16 protein-coding genes and 1 tRNA gene are annotated in these 20,337 nt (G+C 59.9%); 4 read left to right on the forward strand and 13 right to left on the reverse strand.

The window, feature by feature from the left end; translation table 11 throughout:
- Positions 1-61: 61 nt before the first annotated feature.
- Both carB and carA read right to left on the reverse strand, forming a co-directional pair.
- Positions 62-3,286 carry a carbamoyl-phosphate synthase large subunit gene (carB, locus tag ADJ70_RS07150; protein WP_050340487.1) on the reverse strand — a complete coding sequence of 1,075 codons (3,225 nt, stop codon included), beginning with the start codon at positions 3,284-3,286 and terminating at the stop codon, positions 62-64.
- Positions 3,286-4,581, reverse strand: a complete 1,296-nt coding sequence (gene carA, locus ADJ70_RS07155) for a glutamine-hydrolyzing carbamoyl-phosphate synthase small subunit (protein ID WP_050344491.1) — start codon at positions 4,579-4,581, stop codon at positions 3,286-3,288. Before carA ends, carB begins: the two co-directional genes overlap by 1 nt.
- A gap of 573 nt (positions 4,582-5,154) precedes the next feature.
- Here carA and ADJ70_RS07160 point away from each other — a divergent pair.
- Complete coding sequence (locus ADJ70_RS07160) at positions 5,155-6,390, forward strand: DUF2130 domain-containing protein (RefSeq protein WP_050340489.1); 1,236 nt, start codon at positions 5,155-5,157, stop codon at positions 6,388-6,390.
- 256 nt (positions 6,391-6,646) lie between these two features.
- Here ADJ70_RS07160 and gdhA read toward each other — a convergent pair whose 3' ends face one another.
- Positions 6,647-7,978, reverse strand: a complete 1,332-nt coding sequence (gene gdhA, locus ADJ70_RS07165; protein WP_050340492.1) for an NADP-specific glutamate dehydrogenase — start codon at positions 7,976-7,978, stop codon at positions 6,647-6,649.
- A 217-nt stretch (positions 7,979-8,195) separates the two neighbouring features.
- On the opposite strand from gdhA, the gene ADJ70_RS07170 reads away from it, so the two are divergent.
- Positions 8,196-8,272 (forward strand) — tRNA-Pro (locus tag ADJ70_RS07170).
- A 75-nt stretch (positions 8,273-8,347) separates the two neighbouring features.
- Here the strand turns inward: ADJ70_RS07170 and ADJ70_RS07175 are convergent.
- Positions 8,348-9,079, reverse strand: coding sequence for a DUF434 domain-containing protein (locus tag ADJ70_RS07175; protein WP_083443879.1), 732 nt, complete (start codon positions 9,077-9,079; stop codon positions 8,348-8,350).
- A gap of 878 nt (positions 9,080-9,957) precedes the next feature.
- Between ADJ70_RS07175 and ADJ70_RS07180 the strand changes: the two genes are divergently transcribed.
- On the forward strand, positions 9,958-10,842 hold the full coding sequence (locus ADJ70_RS07180) for a DegV family protein (RefSeq protein WP_050340494.1): 885 nt from the start codon (positions 9,958-9,960) through the stop codon (positions 10,840-10,842).
- Positions 10,843-10,944: 102 nt separating this feature from the next.
- Entirely contained in the window at positions 10,945-11,640 is a 696-nt protein-coding gene (locus ADJ70_RS07185; protein ID WP_157051436.1) for a radical SAM protein, read from the forward strand.
- 77 nt (positions 11,641-11,717) lie between these two features.
- Here the strand turns inward: ADJ70_RS07185 and ADJ70_RS07190 are convergent, their stop codons facing one another.
- The 9 genes from ADJ70_RS07190 to ADJ70_RS07230 form a co-directional block, all read right to left on the reverse strand.
- Positions 11,718-11,975, reverse strand: coding sequence for a helix-turn-helix transcriptional regulator (locus ADJ70_RS07190; protein WP_050340496.1), 258 nt, complete (start codon positions 11,973-11,975; stop codon positions 11,718-11,720).
- Positions 11,976-12,233: 258 nt separating this feature from the next.
- Positions 12,234-12,746 carry a hypothetical protein gene (locus tag ADJ70_RS07195; protein ID WP_050340498.1) on the reverse strand — a complete coding sequence of 171 codons (513 nt, stop codon included), beginning with the start codon at positions 12,744-12,746 and terminating at the stop codon, positions 12,234-12,236.
- A gap of 294 nt (positions 12,747-13,040) precedes the next feature.
- Positions 13,041-13,799: a hypothetical protein gene (locus ADJ70_RS07200; protein ID WP_050340499.1), complete on the reverse strand. Its 759-nt coding sequence runs from the start codon at positions 13,797-13,799 to the stop codon at positions 13,041-13,043.
- Positions 13,793-14,476, reverse strand: a complete 684-nt coding sequence (locus tag ADJ70_RS07205; protein WP_050340501.1) for an ATP-binding cassette domain-containing protein — start codon at positions 14,474-14,476, stop codon at positions 13,793-13,795. The genes ADJ70_RS07200 and ADJ70_RS07205 overlap by 7 nt, the downstream gene beginning before the upstream one ends.
- Positions 14,477-14,793: 317 nt before the next feature.
- Entirely contained in the window at positions 14,794-15,978 is a 1,185-nt protein-coding gene (locus ADJ70_RS07210) for an ABC transporter ATP-binding protein (RefSeq protein ID WP_050340503.1), read from the reverse strand.
- Positions 15,979-16,048: 70 nt separating this feature from the next.
- Entirely contained in the window at positions 16,049-16,912 is an 864-nt protein-coding gene (locus tag ADJ70_RS07215) for a carbohydrate ABC transporter permease (protein WP_050340505.1), read from the reverse strand.
- Positions 16,912-17,787, reverse strand: a complete 876-nt coding sequence (locus tag ADJ70_RS07220) for a carbohydrate ABC transporter permease (RefSeq protein WP_050340507.1) — start codon at positions 17,785-17,787, stop codon at positions 16,912-16,914. Before ADJ70_RS07220 ends, ADJ70_RS07215 begins: the two co-directional genes overlap by 1 nt.
- Before the next feature lie 100 nt (positions 17,788-17,887).
- On the reverse strand, positions 17,888-19,231 hold the full coding sequence (locus tag ADJ70_RS07225; RefSeq protein WP_050340509.1) for an ABC transporter substrate-binding protein: 1,344 nt from the start codon (positions 19,229-19,231) through the stop codon (positions 17,888-17,890).
- 42 nt (positions 19,232-19,273) lie between these two features.
- A complete protein-coding gene (locus ADJ70_RS07230) occupies positions 19,274-20,320 on the reverse strand; it encodes a LacI family DNA-binding transcriptional regulator (protein ID WP_050340511.1) in 1,047 nt (348 codons plus the stop codon).
- Positions 20,321-20,337: the final 17 nt, after the last annotated feature.

The following is a 20,337-nucleotide window of genomic DNA, read 5'->3' on the forward strand; positions in this document are numbered from 1 at the left end:
TCGCAGTAATGCGACAGACTCGCAGTAACGCCAGGCCTGACACCCCCAAGCCCGTCTCGCTTCAGGGGAGGTCCTGCAAGGCATAGACATCGAGCGTGGTGTCTCGCACCGCAGCGATCGCCTGCACGAGGGCCGTCGTCGCCGAGAGGGCCGTCACGCAGGTAATGCCACGGTTCACGGCCTCGCTGCGCAGGATTGAGCCATCGCCACGGGCGCCGTTGCCCTGCGGCGTGTTGATGATGAAGGCGATGTCCCCGCCCTCGATCTCGTCCACGATGTTGGGATGCCCCTCGCTCAGACGTTTGGTGACCTCGCAGACAAGGCCTGCCGCACGCAGCGTCTTTGCTGTGCCGGCCGTCGCGACGAGCTGGTAGCCCAGACCTACAAGCGCCATGGCCACCGGCGCGATGGCGCGCTTGTCTCGGTCGCAGACGCTCACGAAGACCCTGCCCGCACGCGGCAGCTTGTAGTCAATGGCCTGGCGCGTCTTGGCGTAGGCCACGGGGAAGGTCGCGTCGATACCCATGACCTCTCCGGTGGACTTCATCTCTGGACCGAGGACGGAGTCGGCGCCCGGGAAGCGCGACCAGGGCATCACGGCCTCCTTCACGGCAAAGCGCCCCACGTCGCGACCCTCCTCGGGTAGCTCGCCCGAGTCCCTAAGCGACGCGATGGTCTCGCCTGCCATGATGCGCGAGGCAAAGCTCGCGAGCGGGACGCCCGTCGCCTTCGACGAGAAGGGCACCGTGCGGCTCGCACGGGGGTTCATCTCGATCACGAGGACCTGCTCGTCCTTGACCGCGTACTGGATGTTGAGGGGACCTCGCACACCTACGGCGAGGGCCAACCTACGCGTGATCTCGCGAACGCGCCCCACAATGGCGTCCGAGAGCGAGAAGGGAGGGTAGCAGCAGGCGGAGTCACCCGAGTGGATGCCGCACTCCTCGATGTGCTCGAGGACGGAGCCCACATAGCACTCCGTACCGTCCGCCAAGGCGTCCACGTCGAGCTCGATGGCGTCCTCGAGAAAGGCGTCCAGGTAGACCGGATGGTCGGGCGAGACCTGCGTAGCCTCGGCCATGTAGGTCGCGAGCTCCTCCTCGCCATAGACGATGGCCATGCCGCGACCCCCAAGCACGTAGCTCGGACGCACCAGCAGCGGATAGCCCACCGCTCGGGCGACCTCGCGCGCCTCGTCGAGCGTCTCTGCGGTGGAGCTGGGCGGGTAGGCTATCGACAGGCGGTCGAGCAGGACGGAGAAGCGGTCGCGGTCCTCGGCAAGATCGATGGCGTCGGGCTGGGTGCCCATGATGGGAACGCCCGCCTCCCTGAGGCGACCCGCCAGGTTGATGGGGGTCTGGCCGCCCAGGGTCACGATCACGCCGACTGGCTTCTCGCTGTCGATGACGTTCATGACGTCCTCGAAGGTCAGCGGCTCAAAGTACAGGCGGTCAGAGGTGTCGTAGTCCGTCGATACGGTCTCTGGGTTGCAGTTGACCATGACCGTCTCGAAGCCCTTGGCCGAAAGCGCCATCGCCGCGTGAACGCAGCAGTAGTCAAACTCTATGCCCTGGCCTATGCGGTTGGGTCCTGCCGAGAGGATGACGACACGCGGACGGGCAGCCTCCTCGAACTCGGAGGCGTCTCCCCGCTCGTAGGTCAGGTAGTGGTAGTTGGTGCGAGAGGCGAACTCTCCTGCGCAGGTGTCAACGGTCTTCACGAGCGGCCGCACTCCAAAGACCTTGCGAAGGGCACGCACCGTGTCCTCGCGCTGCCCCGTGAGCTGTGCGATCTGCACGTCTGAGAAGCCCAGTTCCTTGGCAGCAAGGAGGCGCCTTGCCGTGAGGCCTTGGACGCCGCCCGCGCGAAGCGAGCGCTCCGCGGCCACGATGTCCTCGATGCGGGAGATGAACCAGGGGTCGATGCTCGTAAGTGCACAGATGCGCTCGCTCGCCCAGCCGCGACGCAGGGCCTCGGCGATATAGAAGATGCGCTCCGGGGTGGGGCGAGCGACAAGATCGGCGAAGGAGGAGTCGTCGTACTCGCAAAGACCGTCCGCACCCAGGCCCATGTGGTCCTGCTCGAGGGATCGGCAGGCCTTCTGCAGGGCCTCCTCGAAGGTCGAGCCTATGGACATGACCTCGCCCACGGCCTTCATGCGCGTCGTGAGTGTCTCACTCGTACCCTTGAACTTCTCGAAGGCAAAGCGCGGTATCTTGACCACGCAGTAATCGATAGAGGGCTCGAAGCAGGCCGGCGTCGTGCCGGTGATGTCGTTCGCTATCTCGTCGAGGGTGTAACCCACCGAGAGGAGCGCCGCCATCTTCGCTATGGGAAAGCCCGTGGCCTTGGAGGCGAGGGCAGAGGAGCGGCTCACGCGGGGGTTCATCTCGATCACGAGGACGCGACCGTCTGTCGGGTTCACCGCGAACTGCACGTTGGAGCCACCGCAGGCCACACCCACGCGCTCGAGGATGGCCAGAGAGTAGTCGCGCAAACGCTGCAACTCGCCATCCGTGAGCGTCTGGCAGGGCGCGACGGTGATGGAGTCGCCGGTGTGGACGCCCATGGGGTCGAGGTTCTCGATGGAGCATATGACGATGCCGTTGCCAGCCTCGTCGCGCATGACCTCCATCTCTATCTCCTTCCAGCCCTCCACGCTCTGTTCGACGAGCACCTCGCCGTTCGCCGAGAGAGACAGGCCCTCGCGCGCGATGCGCAAAAGCTCGGCGCGGTCGTGCGCCATGCCACCACCCGCGCCGCCCAGCGTGAAGGCGGGACGGATCACGACGGGATACCCCAGCTCGTCCGCCACCCTCTCGCACTCGTCGAGCGTGCGGGCGATGCCAGAGCGCGCGACCTCAAGGCCGATGTCGCGCATGGCGGCAGCAAAGAGCTCCCTATCCTCGCCCACCTCTATGGAGTCGATGTCACAGCCTATGACCTCGACGCCAAGACGCTCGAGCACGCCCGCCTTACCGAGCGCGACGGCGCAGTTGAGGGCCGTCTGGCCACCCATGTTGGGAAGCAGCGCGTCGGGACGCTCCCGCTCGATGACCTTTGTCACGGCCTCGACCGTGATGGGCTCGACGTAGGTGCGATCGGCCGTATCGGGGTCGGTCATGATCGTGGCCGGATTGGAGTTCACGAGCACGACCTCGAAGCCCTCACGGCGAAGGGCCTTGCAGGCCTGGGTGCCGGAGTAGTCGAACTCGCAGGCTTGCCCGATGACGATGGGGCCCGATCCGATGATCAGGACCTTATGGATGTCGCTGCGCTTGGGCATCAGCGGGCCCTCCTTTCACGGACGTCAATGGCAAGGTAGTCCTTGCACCCTCCCATGAGGCGACAAAAGGCGTCGAAGGCATAGCTCGAGTCATTTGGTCCGGGTTTGGCCTCGGGGTGGTACTGCATCGAGAAGGCGGGAACGTCCAAGAACTGCAGGCCCTCGGGCGTCCCATCGTTGAGGTTCACGTGCGTGAGGCGGATACGACCGAAGCGCTTGCTCCTGACCACGGGAGCGATGTGTCGGCTGCTCCAGAGGCGCAGGTCTCGCGCGTGGTCTGAAACGCCACCCGAAAGCTCTGGCACCAGTGGCCCCAGACTGGAAAAGACGGGGCCGTAGTTGTGGTTCTGGGCCGTGATCTCGACTTTGGTGGTGAGCAGGTTCATGACAGGCTCGTTGCCGCCGTGATGTCCGTAGGGAAGCTTCTCCACCTGACCTCCCGCAGCCAGGGTCAAGAGCTGGTTTCCCAGACAGATGCCAAAGATGGGGATCCTGCCCAGAAGCTCGCGGGCCGTCTCGGCAGCCTCGGGCACGCTTTTGGGGTCTCCCGGCCCGTTCGAGAAAAAGACGCCATCAGGACCCAGGGCGAGCACGTCGGCCGCAGGGGTGTCCCAGGGCACGACCGTGACGTCGCAGCCAGCTGCGGCGAGGCGCTCGACGATGCCACGCTTCTCGCCAAAGTCGAGGGCGACGACATGGACATGCGGCCTGCCCCCGTCTGCGGACGACGCGCCTCCGCCCGCGAGCGGTCCACCCTCGCCTACGACCTCGTAGCGCTCCTTGGTCGAGACGTCGGCCACGAGGTTGCGGGCCGAGATGGACTCACTCTCTCTCACACGGGCGACAAGGCTCTGTGGGTCAAGGTCCTCTGTCGAGAGGGCGGCCCTCATGGCGCCTCCCTCGCGTATGCGCAAGGTGAGAGCGCGCGTATCCACACCCTGCATGGCGACGACGCCACGCTCGCGCAGGAAGTCGGGAAGGCTGCCCGCGCTCTGCCAGTTGCTGGGCGTGAAGCACATGTCATGCACGACCACGCCACGCAGGGCAAGGGAGGCGGCCTGCATGTCGTGTGCGTTCACACCGTAGTTACCTATCTGGGGGTAGGTGAAGGTCACTATCTGACCCGCATAGCTCGGGTCACTTACGATCTCCTGGTACCCCGTCATGGAGGTGTTGAAGACCATCTCGCCGAAGGCCTCGCCCTGAGCCCCACAGCAACTGCCCTCGAGTGCCGTGCCGTCCTCGAGCGCGAGCAGGGCCTTGGGCAGGCGATCCGCCCCAGCAAGCAGGTTCATGTGCATCCTTCCCTTCTCCCATGCGCCGCTCCTCCCCCACACGACACATTGGGGGTCGAGGGCCGTTTTTACCGCGGGCGCCCTTGGCGTGTCGCGTCTCTCTCGGAGCATCGCGTCCCTCGGCGCGTCGCGCATGAGTCCCCGTTAGTATCTCCATACCACCAATAAAGGCCTCTATGGATTCTAAGAATCCGAGATGCAGAGCGATGCAACGATAAGGTTCGTTTATCTGAATAGACACATTCGCGAACCCTTGCCGGATACATCCTACCGAATCCCACCGGACCACACCAGATCCTTGCTGTAAGCGTCGAAATACTAAGAAATTATTTAATGTTCTGATATGTCGCTGCTGTTTTAGCTGCACACCGATGCGAAGTGTGTGGATCACTCACATCGTTATCACGAAGTGAGTGACTTTTGCACCAAAATGACTTGGAGTTGGGTGAGGTAAATTCGTATATCTGCAGCTCAGAGTTTTACTGAACGTAATGTAGAAGTGAGTGATTCACTCACATCGCGAGGCATGGCACGCTACACTCCTAACATCACCCAACACCAAGGAGGCCACAAATGACAACCATCGAATGTCCGCACTGTCATACCCGCTTCGAGCTCAAGAGCTCTGACTACCAAGAGATCCTGAGCCAGGTACGAACGAGCGAGTTCGAGCGCGAGATCCACGAGCGCGGCAAACTTATGGAAAGCGAGAAGGAGGCCGCCCTCGCGGAGGCGAAGGCCAGCGCCAAGGCAACCCTCCAGCGGGAGATCTCCCAGCGCGACCTCGAGATCGCACGCCTGAAGGCGGACGCGGAGGGCAGGCGCCGCCAGGAGGAGGGCGAGCGCGCCCTTGCGGTGAGCGAAGCAACCGGCCAGCTGCGCGAACGCATGGCGGCGCTCGAGGGCGAGGTCAAGCGCGGCAAGAGCGAGCGAGATGCCCTCGAGGCCCAGTACAGGGAGCGCCTGAGTAGCGCGCAGAAGGCCACCGACGAACTCATACGCCACAAGGACGAGGAGATCGAAAGCCTTAGGGACTATCGCACGCGCCTCTCGACCAAGATGGTCGGCGAGAGCCTCGAGCAGCACTGCGCGCAGGAGTTTGACCGCTGGCGCTCACTCAATCCCGAGGCCTTTCGCAATGTCAGCTTCGAGAAGGACAACGAGGCTCTGGGCGGCACCAAGGGTGACTTCATCTACCGTGAGCGCGACGATGACGGCACCGAGCTCGTCTCGATCATGTTCGAGATGAAGAACGAGGAGCTCTCGTCCACCAACAAGAGGACCAACGAGTCGCATCTCGCCAAGCTCGACCAAGACCGGTGCAAGAAGGACTGCGAGTACGCGGTACTCGTCTCGATGCTCGAGCTGGACAGCGAGCTCTATAACCAGGGCATCGTGGACATGTCGTATCGCCACGAGAAGATGTATGTCATCCGCCCGCAGTTCTTCCTGGTGATCATCACGCTCCTGCGCAACGCAGCCCTAAAGTCGCTGGACTACCGAAGGCAGATAGACAAGATCCGGCGCGAGCAGATAGACATAACCCACTTCGAGGGGGCACTCTCGGACTTCCAAGACAAGTTCGGCCGTAACGTCGAACTCGCCAATCGCAAGTTCGTGACCGCCATCGACGAGATCGATAAGACCATCCAGCATCTGCAGAAGGTTAAGGACAATCTGCTCAGCTCGCAGAACAACCTCAGGCTGGCAGATGACAAGGCCCAAAAGCTCACCATCAGGCGCCTCACCAAGAACAGCCCCATGCTCGCGGAGCGCTTCAAGGAGCTTGAGGACGAAAGCAAGAGATAGGCTCTTCGCAGCCTGGGAGGCGGACTCCTCGCAATCTCTGATGGCAGAGTGAGCCAGAGTGAGCGCAAGTTGAGCGCAAGCTTGGCGGCGTGAAGCCTGACAACGGTCCCGGTTTCCCTGCCTGCAAGCGGATCACAGGCGCGGCCCCTGTGGGAGATGCTCGCAGCACTCCCCACAGGGGCCGACTTGTGGCTATGGTAGTAGGTACGGAGGCCGATCTCCAGCTGAGAGGCAAACCAACCTCCGACTATGGATGCTAGCAGACGCCTTGAGCCATCATGGCATCCGCAACCTTCAGGAAACCGGCAATGTTGGCGCCAAAGACCAGGTCTCCCTCATGGCCGTACTCCTTCGCGGCGCTGGACGCGGCCGCATAGATGGAGTTCATGATGCCTTGCAGCTTCTGGTCAACCTCCTCGAAGGTCCATGAGAGGTGCTCATGGTTCTGGCTCATCTCAAGACCGGATGTAGCGACACCGCCTGCGTTAGACGCCTTGCCGGGAGCAAAGAACACGCCGTTGTCCTTGAGGTACTGCGTGGCATCCAGGGTAGTCGGCATGTTGGCACCCTCGGCCACGTACCTGCAGCCGTTGGAGACGAGCTTCTTCGCATCCTCGAGGTGCAGCTCGTTTTGGGTAGCACAGGGCAGTGCGATGTCACATTTCTCGCCCCAGGGGCGTGCGCCCTCATGATAGACGGCGCTCGGGCGTGACTCAACGTACTCCTTAATGCGGCCGCGCTTGACCTGCTTGATGTCAACGAGCGTATCGAAGTCGATGCCATCGGGGTCATAGACATAGCCATTGGAGTCCGAGACGGTGACTACCTTTGCGCCGAGCTGCTCGGCCTTCTGAACGGCATACTGGGCGACATTGCCAGCGCCTGAGACGACAACGGTCTTGCCGTCGATGGACTCGCCCCTCTCCCTCAGCATGTTGAGTAGGAAGTACACCGTGCCATAGCCGGTGGCCTCCGTACGGGCGAGCGACCCGCCATAGGAGAGGCCCTTGCCCGTGAGGACGGAGACCCAACTGTTAGTGAGGCGCTTGTACTGGCCGAACAGGTAGCCTATCTCACGAGCACCCGTACCGATATCCCCAGCGGGAACGTCGGTGTCGGGACCGATGTGCTTGACCAGCTCGGTCATGAAGGACTGGCAAAAACGCATGACCTCGCCGTCCGACTTACCCTTGGGGTCAAAGTCACAGCCGCCCTTGCCGCCACCCATGGGAAGCGTCGTAAGGGAGTTCTTGAAGATCTGCTCAAAGCCCAAGAACTTGAGGATGCCAAGGTTCACGGACGGGTGCAGGCGCAGACCACCCTTGTAGGGTCCGATGGCGCTGTTGAACTGCACACGGTAGCCACGATTGACCTGGACCTTGCCCGCGTCATCCACCCAAGGCACGCGGAAGATGATGACGCGCTCGGGCTCGACGAGACGCTCGAGAAGGCCAGCCGCCTCGTACTCGGGATGGGCATCCAAGGCCGGCTGGAGGGTCGCGAGGACCTCCTCGGCAGCCTGAATGAACTCGGGTTGGTCTGCGTAGCGCTCCTTAAGCCCAGCGATGACTCTCTCGGAATAGTTCATTGGATCTCCTCTCGCAATGCTTTTTCCGAACGTGTGATACGAGGGTGAGATTATACATTCATGGGACCACATTTCGATTCCTCGCACACAGTGTAACAATCTGTACATGTAGAAGTCGTTGTGTCCTGATTTGGGGAAGTCGTTGTGTCCTGATTTCGTTGCTCCCAGGGACGTCGTTGCCCTTGGGCGTGCGCTCGCCTATAATGCGATACGATTTCGGGGTGTGGCGCAGCTTGGTAGCGCATCTGCTTTGGGAGCAGAGGGTCGCTGGTTCGAATCCAGTCACCCCGACCACAGACTAATGGGCCGGGGACCTTGTTCCCTGGCCGTCTTGATGCTAGCACTTGTAACCAGAGCGACTATATTCGTTCAACTCTCGAAGAGATCGACGATCCACGGGTCGGGGACGCGTTCGAGGCAGGCAGCCGCGAGGTTGATCCAGCTCTTGCAACGATCAAGCACCAAGCTGTCACTTGAAACCACGAGGGGCCTGCCGAAGAGGGCTTTGTCAACTTGGGCACAGGTGCGAGCGTGCACATTGAGCCCCCTCTCTCTAGCAGTTCTGTTGAACAGTGCAACGAGGCGTCCCGAATTGCTGACGGGCTCGTCGAAAAGGACTTCCGCCCGCACGTCACCAAGGCTCCCCAGCACATCGAGCACCAGACCAACAGCTCGGGGTGTCTCGTGGATGATGCGGTAGGTACCACGCATCCCTGCCAAGTCGCGAATCGAGGAGTCCTGCCCACGCAGCAGAGGGCTACCCGAAAGTGCCACCTCCAGCGCTACGATCAGATTAAAGCCATCGATAAGACCCATGCCTCTGCGTAAATTGCCGATCTCAACGAGCTTGGAGGTGCGCCTGACCGCAGCCTTCTCGCCCGAGACGCTGCGTGCGAGAAGACCGCGCTGACGCTCAGTCAGTTGATAGTGATTTGACACGAACGTGAGCGTACTCTCATGAGAGTAGCCCCAGTCGATAATCTGTGACATCTCTCGAGCGGCACCAGCAACAATCTGAAGCCTCTCGGCAGCCAGATCAATCACATCGTGGTCATGGAAACCACGTCTCACGTGCGGATAGGTGTCAGAATCATGTTTCATAGAATGAGCATAACGCCCCGGAGAGATTCGAGCGCCCGATTCACAGACTCACCAAAATTGTGATAATTTCCGTAAGGCCTCGGCAGTGCCACTGGCGCTAGGATAAGCGTGCGCCGTAGATCGCGTTGAGAACCGCGAAGTAGCGTGCACCTTTTGGTAATAGCAAGAGGGCAAAGTGCGCTTTTCGGTGACGTCGAGCCCCAGAGTGCGCTTTTCCGTAGAATGCGCTTTTCCTCACCTGCGCAAACGTGGCGCCGCCTCACGGAAAAGCGCAGTCTGCAACCGGCACCTCACGGGAAAGCGCATTCTGGATGAGTGACGTAACGGAAAAGCGCATTCTCCAACCGGCGCCTCACGGAAAAGCGCATTCTGCACGCCAACAGTCACCCAGAGTGCGTCTTTCCGTGAGAGTCCGCCCCAGAGTGCGCTTTTCCGTAGAGTGCGTCTTTCCTCACCTGGGCAAACGTGACGCCACCTCACGGAAAAGCGCATTCTGCGGTTGCGGCACGACGGAAAAGCGCATTCTGCGGTTGCGGCACGACGGAAAAGCGCATTCTCCAACCGGCGCCTCACGGAAAAGCGCACTCTGCAACCGCTCCTCGACCGCAGCGTGACGGAAAAGCGCAGTCTGCGCACGACGCCTCACGAAAAGCACACTCTGCGATCCCCAGACGGCCAAGCTACGTCTTTTTGTGAGACAACCCAGCCAGAGTGCACCTCTGACTCCCCGTGATACGCAATGTCGCAGGATCAGATACGGTCACCTACCCTCACTATGAATGTAAACCATCCGATTCAACTTCTATCGACAAATCCACACACCCGCTCACTATACTAACTACTGACGGTAGCCTACAAACCATCGAGAAAGGGTCCTGATGGCCGACTACATCCTAAGCTGCTGCTCCACGGTGGACACCTCCGTCGAGTGGTGCAACGAGCGCGATATCTCATACATCTACTTTAACTACCAACTTGACGGAGTCGCGCTTAAGGATGACTTCGGCAAGACTAACCCGCCCGACCAACTCTACGCCAAGATGCTCGCAGGCGCCGACGCCAAGACCAGCCAGGTGGCCGTGGGCGAATATATCGTCTACTTCCGCGAGTTCCTCGAAGCCGGCAAGGACATCCTGCACCTGAGCCTCGACTCGGGCATCTCCGGCACCGTCGAGTCTGCCCGCATGGCCCAAGAGCAGCTCGCACCCGAGTTCCCAGACCGCGCGATCACGATCGTCGACTCCATGACCGCGACCGCCGGCTATGCCCTTCTCATGGACGAGCTCGCCAGGCAACGCAGTGCCGGTGTGGGCTTCAGCGAGCTCTGCGAGCAGGCAAACATGCTCCGTGCACAGGTCCACCTCTGGTTCGAGTCATCCGACCTCACCTTCTTCATTCGCGGCGGCCGCATCTCCAAGGCCTCCGGTATCCTCGGTGGCATGCTCAACATCTGTCCGATCATGGACATCGAGCCCGACGGGACGCTGGCCGTCAAGGCCAAGGTCCGCACCAAGCGCAAGGCCCTCGCCTTCCTCGTCGATACCATGGAGAAGGAGTGCATCGGAGGACGCGACTATGCGCGCAAGGTCTGCGTCGCTCACTCCGAGTGCAAGTCTGATGCGGAGGCGCTGGCCATCATGCTCAAGGAGCGATTCCCCAAGCTGGATGGCGAGGTGCCCATCTTCAGCGTCGGGGCCACGATCGGCACGCATACCGGACCGGGTACGACAATCATAGGCTTCTGGGGCACTCCGCGCTTCTAGAGACACGTAAGCAGGAACACGGTGGCGACCTTTTTGAACGACAGTCCCATCTTTGGCCCAGTGAGAAGTCGACGCCTCGGCATCTCCTTGGGAGTGAACCTCATGCCGGCCACGGGAAAGATATGCAACTTCGACTGCATCTACTGCGAGAACGGCTTCAATGCCGATCGGCGGACTTCTGACGCCTTTGCGACACTGCCGACACTGCGGGAGGCCCTTGAGGCCAAGCTCGTTGAGATGTCCTCCACAGGCGAGTTGCCTGATGTCATCACTCTCGCGGGAAACGGCGAGCCGACAGCAAGCCCCGTCTTTCCTGAGGTCGTCGATGCGTCTATTCACCTGCGTGACGAGTACGCGCCTGAAGCCAGGATCGCCGTGCTCTCGAACGGCACCTATGCGGACAGGCCCGACGTGCATAGGGCCCTCCTTCGAGTGGACGATAACCTCCTCAAGCTCGATACCGTGAATCCCGACTACATCAGGTTTTTAGACCGACCAGCCAAAGGCTATGACATCGAGCACCAGATAGAGGTCTTCGCCTCGTTTTGTGGTCATGTCATCATCCAGTCCCTCTTCCTCACGGGCACGTGGCAAGGACATGATGTCGACAACACCGGTGACACCTACGTCATACCCTGGCTTGACGCTCTCAGGCGCATTGGGCCTCGTAGCGTGGCCGTCTACACCATAGCCCGTGACACGCCAGCCGCCGGCCTGCGCAAGGCGACGCCCCAATCGCTCGACTCGATCGCGAGGAGGGTCCGCGCGCTTGGCATCGACTGCTCGGTCTCATACTAGCCCTCCCACAAGAGGCGGTGTTGACACAACGAGGGAACCGCGCGCGCCGCCATATAGTGACGCCCTAATGTGGCACCCTAATAGTTTCGTTCTCGTATCCTGCCGATGCTGCGCTCACGCTCCGCCTCTTCCGGAGTCACATAGTCTATGAGATCCCCAGGCTTGCAGTCGAGTACTTGGCAGAGCGCCTCAAGCGTCGAGAAACGTATGCCTCGTATTTTGCCTGTCTTGATGCGCGACAAGTTGACCGGAGAAATGCCAATCCTCTTGGCAAGCTCTACAGACGTAATCCCCTTCTCAACCATAATGTAATCAAGGCGCATAACTATCGGCATTACACTACATGTCCCATCTTGAATGCCACATGGGTGCTCAATACCCACTTCTGGTATAACAATCGCCGACAAGCCCCTCTAGCGTATTGTCTGTCTCTAATCTACCGTTAGCGCCGAGCTAAATCAACCATAGGCGGTCGTTCGCCCATCTGGCCCGCGCGATCCCCTTCTTGTCCCTCTTTGCCACCGCGAGCAGCTCTCTGTGGCGCCGGCCTGATGAGAGGAGCATAGACAGACCACTGCTCGTGACGCCACAAGCTAGAGGATGTTATCGGAATCCTCCTGCAACGCTTCCCCGTAACGAAACACCACCGAAAGACACAGGAAGAACACAGCCTCCACTACATGACCTGCATCGATAAAATGACCATCGCGGGCGCTGTAGATCAATGGCAGACCCGCCAGGGATATGGTTGCGGCTGGTGCTGGTGGTGACACCAGACCAAGCACGATCTGAATGAGGACCAATATCCCCGCAACGAGAAGACGTCGTGATTGCTGCCGCCCAAAGGGCAGAGGGTCTCTGGCAAAGTCACGGAAGAATCTGACGAGAATGGCGGGAATGCAGACGATAAGAGCGAAGGAAAGTGTCTGTACGATCCAGTAGGCACCTGCGCCAGATCCGTCACGCAAGTCTTGGGCGGCAATGAGCAGCATAAAAGCCAAACCAAGCCCACAGAGCACAGAGAGCCAGCTCATGCCCATCGAAGCCATGCGGCAGGCCCTCCTCGCCCGCTTGAGTGTCTCGTTTCGCATATCTGCATCATCCACAGCTAGCTCCTCTCCAATGACAGTCCTACCCACAGCGCAACCCCACCTGCCAGGCGCTGTGACAGGGATATACGCACAACGACCCCTCAAACATATCTTGAAAGGCCTGGGAAGGCGACAAACACCACGGCAAGCCATATCATCAGCCCAAGCAGACCATAGCATCACAGGGGCTGATTTCCGCTGAGCATGCAGGGTCTTCAGCTATCATGCGGAATTTACAGCTAGCCCAGCGCCCCGCTAGCGCTATATCCAAGGCCACCGCCACCCAAAGGGTCGGACAGAACGCAACATTCACCCCTGAGGGGACTGCCTATGAGCTAGCGCAAGGTGCAGACCAAGGCAGGACATCGAAATCCACACCATAAAGAGCCCCAAGGCAATCGGTACCCCCCACGAGACAAGGTCGATGCCGAGCGTATCGATGCTCCTGTAATTGATCGAGTGAATGCCTCCGACCATCTCAGCTGCCACATAGCTTGTAAAGCTGGCAGTGTCCGCCTGGCTGGCCAGGCCATAGCCAAAGAAGTTGACAAACGAGAGGACGACCCATACGACGGGCATTGCGAGCGTCGCCCATAGCGAGCGTGCGAACACGACGCCAATGAAGGCGGCAGACATGACGGTGAAGACGATCATCAATGCAACAGCAACGAAGACAAATGAGGCGAATTCCAGCGTGACGTGCCCGTCCACCACTACATACACCACGTACATGACCGCGATCAGGGCAAGAGACACGCCCAAGAGTGTGGCGAGCCTCGTCCGTATGACGCGCGTAAGCCCAAAGCCCGCCTGCCGACAGAAGTCATACGTTCCATTCTCAAAGTCCTTGGCAAAGTAGTACGCATAGCAAGCTCCAAGAATGGGAAACGAGAGCTGCGCAAAGGAGTTATAGAAGCTCATGATGGCGCCACCCGAGTTCTTGATGTCGGCGTGCTCTGAGAACACCACACTCATGCCCAAACCCCCAACGGCAGCTCCCCCTATGAGAAGCGCAAGAATCAGGAGGAACCGACTGCGGTACAGGCGTCGAAACTCAAATTTCAGCACGAGATCCCCCTATTTCCATAGTCCGATGTTGCAGTCAAAATCCGTGACCCCATGAACTTCCTGAGGCTCTCCACGGTTCTCTCGCCCTCATACTCGACAAATGCATGGGCACGCCTATCGAGGAAAATGATCCGTCCTCCCAATTCGATGACATCGCCCAGATCATGCGAGGTATTGAAGACCACCTGATCGTCAAGCCGTTGCACTATCTGAATACACGCCAACCTATTGATGAAATCAAGGTTTGCCAAGGCCTCATCGAGGATGAGGATACTCTTGCTCGACGAGAGGACTGAGGCGATCTCAAGTATGCGGCGCTGCCCAAAGCTCAGACTCCCGATCCGTCGTCCCATAAGTGGGCCCAAGACCGAAGAGATCTGTGGGTATGCATCTCTGACCGTCGATGCTGAGTTGCCGAGCAAATCAAACACATCACTGACAAGCAATTCCGACGGAGGACGTATGGTATCGGAGACGAGCATACAGGAGTCTGCCACCTCACGGGGAATTTTGCCACGAAGAGGAGGGATGCTCCCGCAAAGCGTCTTATAGAGCGTTGACTTGCCTGATCCGTTATCCCCGACCACATTGATGATGTCGCCCCTCGCAAAGGAGAGGCACACGTCTGTGTAGAGTGGCCTCTTTCTGTCATAGCCGATGTCGATGCGAAGTTCCATGCCCCTCCCTTCTGAGAAGATATCATATTCCAATAATGATACATCATATTATGATTATTAATTAATGTATTACGATAAATATCGTACGAACTATACGATGGAGGGGCCCAAGGAAGAGGAAGCCGGAGACGTCGGCAACCCTCTTTGCCAGTGGCAAGGCAAGGGGTAAAGGGCAGGAGGTAAACCGCGTACCCTGCGAGCGCGTGCGGTGCCTGCGGCGCGTGGCGTCACATCGGTCCAGCTAAAGCGAGCGGCCCTGGCCCCCTCAAGGACCAGGGCCGCCTGAGTGCAGCCTCTGCGCGATCGCGCCTTGACTCCTACGCCGTCAGGCTCACCCCCGTATCCTTCGCAAAGAGGTGGATGGCGTTCTTGGCGAACTTGAAGGAGATCTCATCTCCCGTCGTGTAGCTCTTGCCACCCAGATCGACCGTCGGGACGATGAGCACGAACTGGCCAATGTCCGTCGTGACGTGGACGTGGACGGTAGAGCCCATGAGCTCCGTAACGTCGACCGTCCCCGCCACGGAACCTGCCTCGCCCTTCTCACAGATCAGTATCTGCTCGGGACGAACACCTGCAACCACAGAGACTCCATCCCTGATACCTGCCGCCACGAGCTTCGTGGCCGTCTCGTCGGACACGGAGACAGAGATCTCCTCCGCCTTGACGACATAGCGGGCACCCGCGTGAGAGAGCGTCGCGTCAAAGAAGTTCATCTGTGGGACGCCGATGAAGCCCGCCACAAAGAGGTTGGCCGGGCTATCGAAGACCTGCTGGGGCGTGCCTACCTGCTGGACCACACCGTCCTTCATGATAACGATGCGATCGCCCAAGGTCATGGCCTCGGTCTGGTCGTGGGTGACATACATGAAGGTCGTGTCGATGCGCTGGCGCAGCTTGATGATCTCGGCGCGCATCTGGTTACGCAGCTTCGCGTCGAGGTTCGAGAGCGGCTCGTCCATGAGCAGGACCTTGGGGTTGCGCACGATGGCGCGCCCGATGGCGACGCGCTGACGCTGGCCGCCCGAGAGCGCCTTGGGCTTGCGCTCAAGATACTCCGTAATGCCCAGGACCTGGGCGGCCTCGCGCACCTTCTTGTCTATCTCGTCCTTGGAGACCTTGCGGAGCTTCAGAGGGAAGGCCAGGTTGTCGTAGACCGTCATGTGCGGGTAGAGGGCATAGCTCTGGAAGACCATGGCGATGTCTCGGTCCTTGGGGGCAACGTCGTTCATGAGCTTGCCGCCGATGTAGAGCTCACCGCCCGATATCTCCTCGAGGCCCGCCACCATGCGCAGCGTCGTGGACTTACCGCAGCCAGAGGGACCCACGAGCACCACGAACTCACCGTCCGCGACCTCGAGGTTAAAGTCCTCCACGGCGATGACGCCCTCGTCGGTCACCTTGAGGTTGCTCTTCTTTTCGAGCTCACCCTTCTTGCGCTTGCGCTTCTTCTCAAGGTTAGGATAGATTTTCTGTATATGCTTCAGGCTTAACTCTGCCATGTGTCTTTCCTCCGTTTCATCCGTAGATGCGAGCTGTCATCACGCCACATACGCGTTACACGCCCCATGGTTAACCCTTGACCGCACCGGCGGCGACACCCTTGATGATGTAGCGCTGTGCGATCAGGTAGAAGACAACCACAGGAATGATGGCGAGCAGGATGAGTGCCATGGTGGCGCCCAAGTCGACAGTGCCGTAGCTGCCCTTGAGGTACTGAATGTGGATGGGAATGGTGCGGTACTCGTTGATATCGAGCGTCAGGTACGGAAGGAGGTAGTCGTTCCAGACCCACATGATCTCGAGGATGCCCACAGAGATGAGCGTCGGCCTGAGCATGGGCAGGACGACAGAGAAGAAGGTGCGCACGGGGCCACAGCCGTCGATGGCGGCCGCCTCCTCTATCTCTAGGGGGATGGACTTCACGAAGCCGACGAACATGAAGATCGCAAGCCCCGCGCCAAAGCCAAGGTAGACGATGGGGATCGCCCAGGGCGTGTTGAGCTTGAGGACATCGGCCGTCTTGGAGAGCGTGAACATGACCATCTGGAACGGCACGACCATCGAGAAGATACAGAGGTAGTAGACGATCTTGCAGAAGGTCGAGTCGACACGCGCGATGTACCAGGCCGCCATGGAGCAGCAGAGCAGGATGAGGAAGGTGGCGGCCACAGTGATGAAGGCGCTGTAGCCAACCGCCTTCCAGAACGGGTAGTTTCCGAAGGTCATGCCCGTGACGAAGTTCTGAAGGCCCGCAAAGCTCTCCTCATTCGGGAGCGAGAAGGTATCGGTCTTCACATAGGTGTTGAGCTTGAATGAGTTGATAATGACCGCAACCACCGGAAGCACCCAGATAATGCACACGATGGCAAGCAGGACGGAGAGGACCGTCTTCTGGGTACGGTCGGAGGCGAGGTCCTTGTTGTTGGCTGCCATTACTGCTGCACCTCCCTCTTGCGGGTGTACGCGAGCTGAATGAGGCCGAGTCCGGCGACGAGCACGAAGAAGATGACCGCCTTGGCCTGCGCGACGCCACGAACGACCGCACCTGAGGTATAGAACGTGTTATAGATGTTGAGGGCCATCATCTCGGTCGTGTTGAAGGGCTGGCCCCCCGTAAGGGCAAGGTTCTGGTCAAAGAGCTTGAAGCCGTTGGTAAGCGAGAGGAAGGTGCAGATCGTTATCGAGGGCATCACATTGGGGATGATGACCTTGAACAACGTCTGCGCCTTGGTCGCCCCATCGATCTTGGCCGCCTCTATCATGTCCTCGGGGACGGCCTGAAGCCCCGCGATGTAGATGATCATCATGTAGCCTATCTGCTGCCAGCACATGAGGATGATCAGGCCCCAGAAGCCATAGGTCGTGTCAAGCAGGATCGAGGTCTGATACGCCTGGAGTATGCCGTCAAAGATCATCGACCAAATGTAGCCCAGCACGATGCCGCCGATGAGGTTGGGCATGAAGAACACCGTGCGGAAGAGGTTGCTCCCCCTGATGCCCTGCGTGAGGGCATAGGCCACGGCAAACGCGATCACGTTGATGAGGACGAGGCTGACGACGGCCGTCGCAGCCGTGTACCAGAACGAATACTGGAAGCCCGCGTCCGCGAGAGCTTCCCCGTAGTTGCTCACGCCCACAAACTGAGCGTTACTTACAAGTTTGAACTTGCAGAACGAGAGGTAAATGCCCTGTATGAAGGGCCAGACAAAGCCTATGATGAAGGCTATGACCACAGGGCCCATGAAGAGCCACGCCCAGCGCCTTGTCGCCCTTCTCTGGGAGTTGCCCCTGCTTCTCTTGATGCCCATAGCACCATTGCTCCCTTGCTCGAGTGCTTTTTATCCGACCGGGGGCCGAGCGACCGAAGGGCAACCCGACCCCCCTGGCTAAAGACAGGCGGTGACAGGATTAGGAGGGGTTCGCCTTCTTGTACTGCTCCGCCCAGCCGTCGACGAAGGCCTTCTTGACGCCCTCCCAGGTGGAGTCCGATGGGGCGTTGTTGTAGGCGTTGAGTGCGGAGACGAGTTTTGAGCGGAAGTCATTGACGTTCGGAGTGTAGCTGAAGTCCCAGTCCATGATGTAGTTGCCAGCGTCACTGTACTTCTTGGCGTCGTTGAGGTAGGGGTTGTCGCCCTCGGGCGTCTGCTTGTAAGGCATGGTGCCGTTGGCGGCAACCATGGCGGCCGCCGCGTCTGGGTCGGTGACGAGCCAGACCATGAAGTCCATGGTCGCCTGCTTGTCCTCCTCGGAGGCGTTGTCGTTGATGGCCCAGCGATTCTCCGTCCCGCAGTTGAGGCCGGCCTTCTCCTCGCCCTGGACGCCGCAGTAGTACGGGATGCAGGCGGTGCTGGTGACGCCACCCTTCTTGATGTCCGCATAGTTGAAGGAGCCCGAGAAGATGAAGGCGGCCTTCTTGCCGGTGAACTCGGTCACAGGGTCGTGCCCTCCCGTGGCAAGCGCATTGGGCGCAACAGTGCTGTTGTTGATGGCGAGGTCATAGAGGTTCTTATAGTTGGGAATGTACTTATCGCTGATGGTGGCGGGAGCCTGCTTCCAGCCGCCTGCGTCGCGAGAATCGTAGTAGCACACGATGTTCGTGAGGTGGCCGGTGACGCGCCAACTGGACGAGTCGTCCATGTCGGTTGCCACGAAGGCATCGAAGCCCAACTCTGAGGCGCGCGAGTGGATGTCTTCGACGACCTTCTTGAGGGAGTTGAAGTCCTTGATGTCATCCATCTTGTGACCGGCCTTCTCGATAAGCTCGGTGTTGACGGCGATGCCGAAGGCCTCGTAGTTGTAGGGGATGGAGACGAGCTTGCCCGAGTCATCCGTGAGGTTGTAGTCGTCGGTGCTGAGCTCCTTGGCGATGGCGGTATCCTTGAGGTCCATCGCGTAGTCGCTCCAGGTCTTGACGCCCTCCATGTTGCCGATGACGAAGAGCGTGGGCGCCCCCTGCTTGTCCATCTCGGAGGTCAGCGTCTGGGTGTAGGTGCCCGAGGCCGCCGTGACTATCTTGACCTTGACCTTGGGGTATTTCTCCATGTACTTCTTGCCGAGGGACTGGATGGCCTCATCCATCTCGGGCTTGAAGTTGAGCCAGTAGACGTTGCCGGAGCGATCTTCGCTCGACGTGCCCGACGTGCCGCCCTTGGTTGTGCTCTTGCCGCCACATGCGACGAGACCGGCCGCGATGGCAAGCCCCGCACCTCCCACAAACGTCCTCCTTGTGACCTGCTTTGCGTTGAAGCTCATGTCCTTCTCCTATCTCCCTTCGGAAACCTGCACTCTTCCGGTTCACGCATCCCGATGATGCGGAATCTCCTTCGTCCTCGGTACAGGGCCCAGCGTACCGCCGCGCCTGATCTTCGCATCGAGGGTCACGTGCCTCATCCCGGCCCTGCCCTCGATCTGATCTATCAGAGTGGTGGCAGCTCTGCGCCCCATGACCTCTGTCGGCTGCTCTAGGGTCGTAAGCGTCGGAATCGCGTACCTGCTCGCCTCTATGCCGTCGATGGCGACCACCGAGCAATCCTCAGGAATGCGCCTGCCGGCATCGTAGACGGCCTTCATGGCCGCCATCGCCATGGCGTCCGACGCCGAGAAGATGGCTGTCACGTCACTGCGAGCCGTAAGGAGCCTCGTGACCGCGCTGTAGGCATGGGCCATCGAGAAGCCACCTGCCTCGAGAACGAGGTCCTCGTCGAGCGTGATTCCCACCTCCTCAAGCGCCTGGCGATAGCCCCTGTAACGCAGCTCGCTGATCGACTGGTCGTTCACGAAGTCAACGAGGATCGCTATCTTGCGGTGGCCCTCATCCGTGAGCAGCCTAGTGGCGCGGCGCGCCTCCTTGGCATCATCTATGGACACCGAGGAGTATGTGGCACCATCCAGTCTGCCAAACTGGCTGGAGAACGCGCAGCAGACGAACGGTACCATGACGGAGGCGCGCTCGCGCTCGCCGTAGTCGAAGCGACCACCCAAGAGGATGAGGCCCTTGAGCCGCTTTGAGTTCACGAGCTCCGCACCTCGCTTGACCTCATCGCCACGCTCGCCCATATGGTGGACGATCATCGTGTAGCCCTTGTCCTCGCATACCCTTTCGATGGATCGTACGATGGGAGAGTAGAAGGGGTTGCTCGCACCCCTCACCACGACACCGATGGAATCGCTCCGCACGCGCACGAGGTCCTGTGCGCTTCTGTTGGGAACGTAGTGAAGCTCGCTTACGGCAGCCAAGACCTTCGCCCGGACAGAGACGCTCACGTCGGGATGGCCGTTCATGACCCGAGACACCGTGCTCACGGACACGCCGCAGTACTTTGCGACGTCCTTGATGGTCATTGAATCCCTCCCCTCCT

The sequence above is a fragment of the Olsenella sp. oral taxon 807 genome, assembly GCF_001189515.2.
Classification (GTDB): Bacteria; Actinomycetota; Coriobacteriia; order Coriobacteriales; family Atopobiaceae; genus Olsenella_F.

What these genes read in the sequence shown, in the direction of transcription:
- carB (WP_050340487.1), bottom strand. Translation starts at nt 3,286, where the DNA reads ATGCCCAAGCGCAGCGACATCCATAAGGTCCTGATCATCGGATCGGGC.
- ADJ70_RS07180 (WP_050340494.1), top strand. Translation starts at nt 9,958, where the DNA reads ATGGCCGACTACATCCTAAGCTGCTGCTCCACGGTGGACACCTCCGTC.
- ADJ70_RS07205 (WP_050340501.1), bottom strand. Translation starts at nt 14,476, where the DNA reads ATGGAACTTCGCATCGACATCGGCTATGACAGAAAGAGGCCACTCTAC.
- ADJ70_RS07185 (WP_157051436.1), top strand. Translation starts at nt 10,945, where the DNA reads ATGCCGGCCACGGGAAAGATATGCAACTTCGACTGCATCTACTGCGAG.
- ADJ70_RS07215 (WP_050340505.1), bottom strand. Translation starts at nt 16,912, where the DNA reads ATGGCAGCCAACAACAAGGACCTCGCCTCCGACCGTACCCAGAAGACG.
- gdhA (WP_050340492.1), bottom strand. Translation starts at nt 7,978, where the DNA reads ATGAACTATTCCGAGAGAGTCATCGCTGGGCTTAAGGAGCGCTACGCA.
- ADJ70_RS07225 (WP_050340509.1), bottom strand. Translation starts at nt 19,231, where the DNA reads ATGAGCTTCAACGCAAAGCAGGTCACAAGGAGGACGTTTGTGGGAGGT.
- carA (WP_050344491.1), bottom strand. Translation starts at nt 4,581, where the DNA reads ATGAACCTGCTTGCTGGGGCGGATCGCCTGCCCAAGGCCCTGCTCGCG.
- ADJ70_RS07220 (WP_050340507.1), bottom strand. Translation starts at nt 17,787, where the DNA reads ATGGGCATCAAGAGAAGCAGGGGCAACTCCCAGAGAAGGGCGACAAGG.
- ADJ70_RS07175 (WP_083443879.1), bottom strand. Translation starts at nt 9,079, where the DNA reads ATGAAACATGATTCTGACACCTATCCGCACGTGAGACGTGGTTTCCAT.
- ADJ70_RS07230 (WP_050340511.1), bottom strand. Translation starts at nt 20,320, where the DNA reads ATGACCATCAAGGACGTCGCAAAGTACTGCGGCGTGTCCGTGAGCACG.
- ADJ70_RS07210 (WP_050340503.1), bottom strand. Translation starts at nt 15,978, where the DNA reads ATGGCAGAGTTAAGCCTGAAGCATATACAGAAAATCTATCCTAACCTT.
- ADJ70_RS07160 (WP_050340489.1), top strand. Translation starts at nt 5,155, where the DNA reads ATGACAACCATCGAATGTCCGCACTGTCATACCCGCTTCGAGCTCAAG.
- ADJ70_RS07190 (WP_050340496.1), bottom strand. Translation starts at nt 11,975, where the DNA reads ATGCCGATAGTTATGCGCCTTGATTACATTATGGTTGAGAAGGGGATT.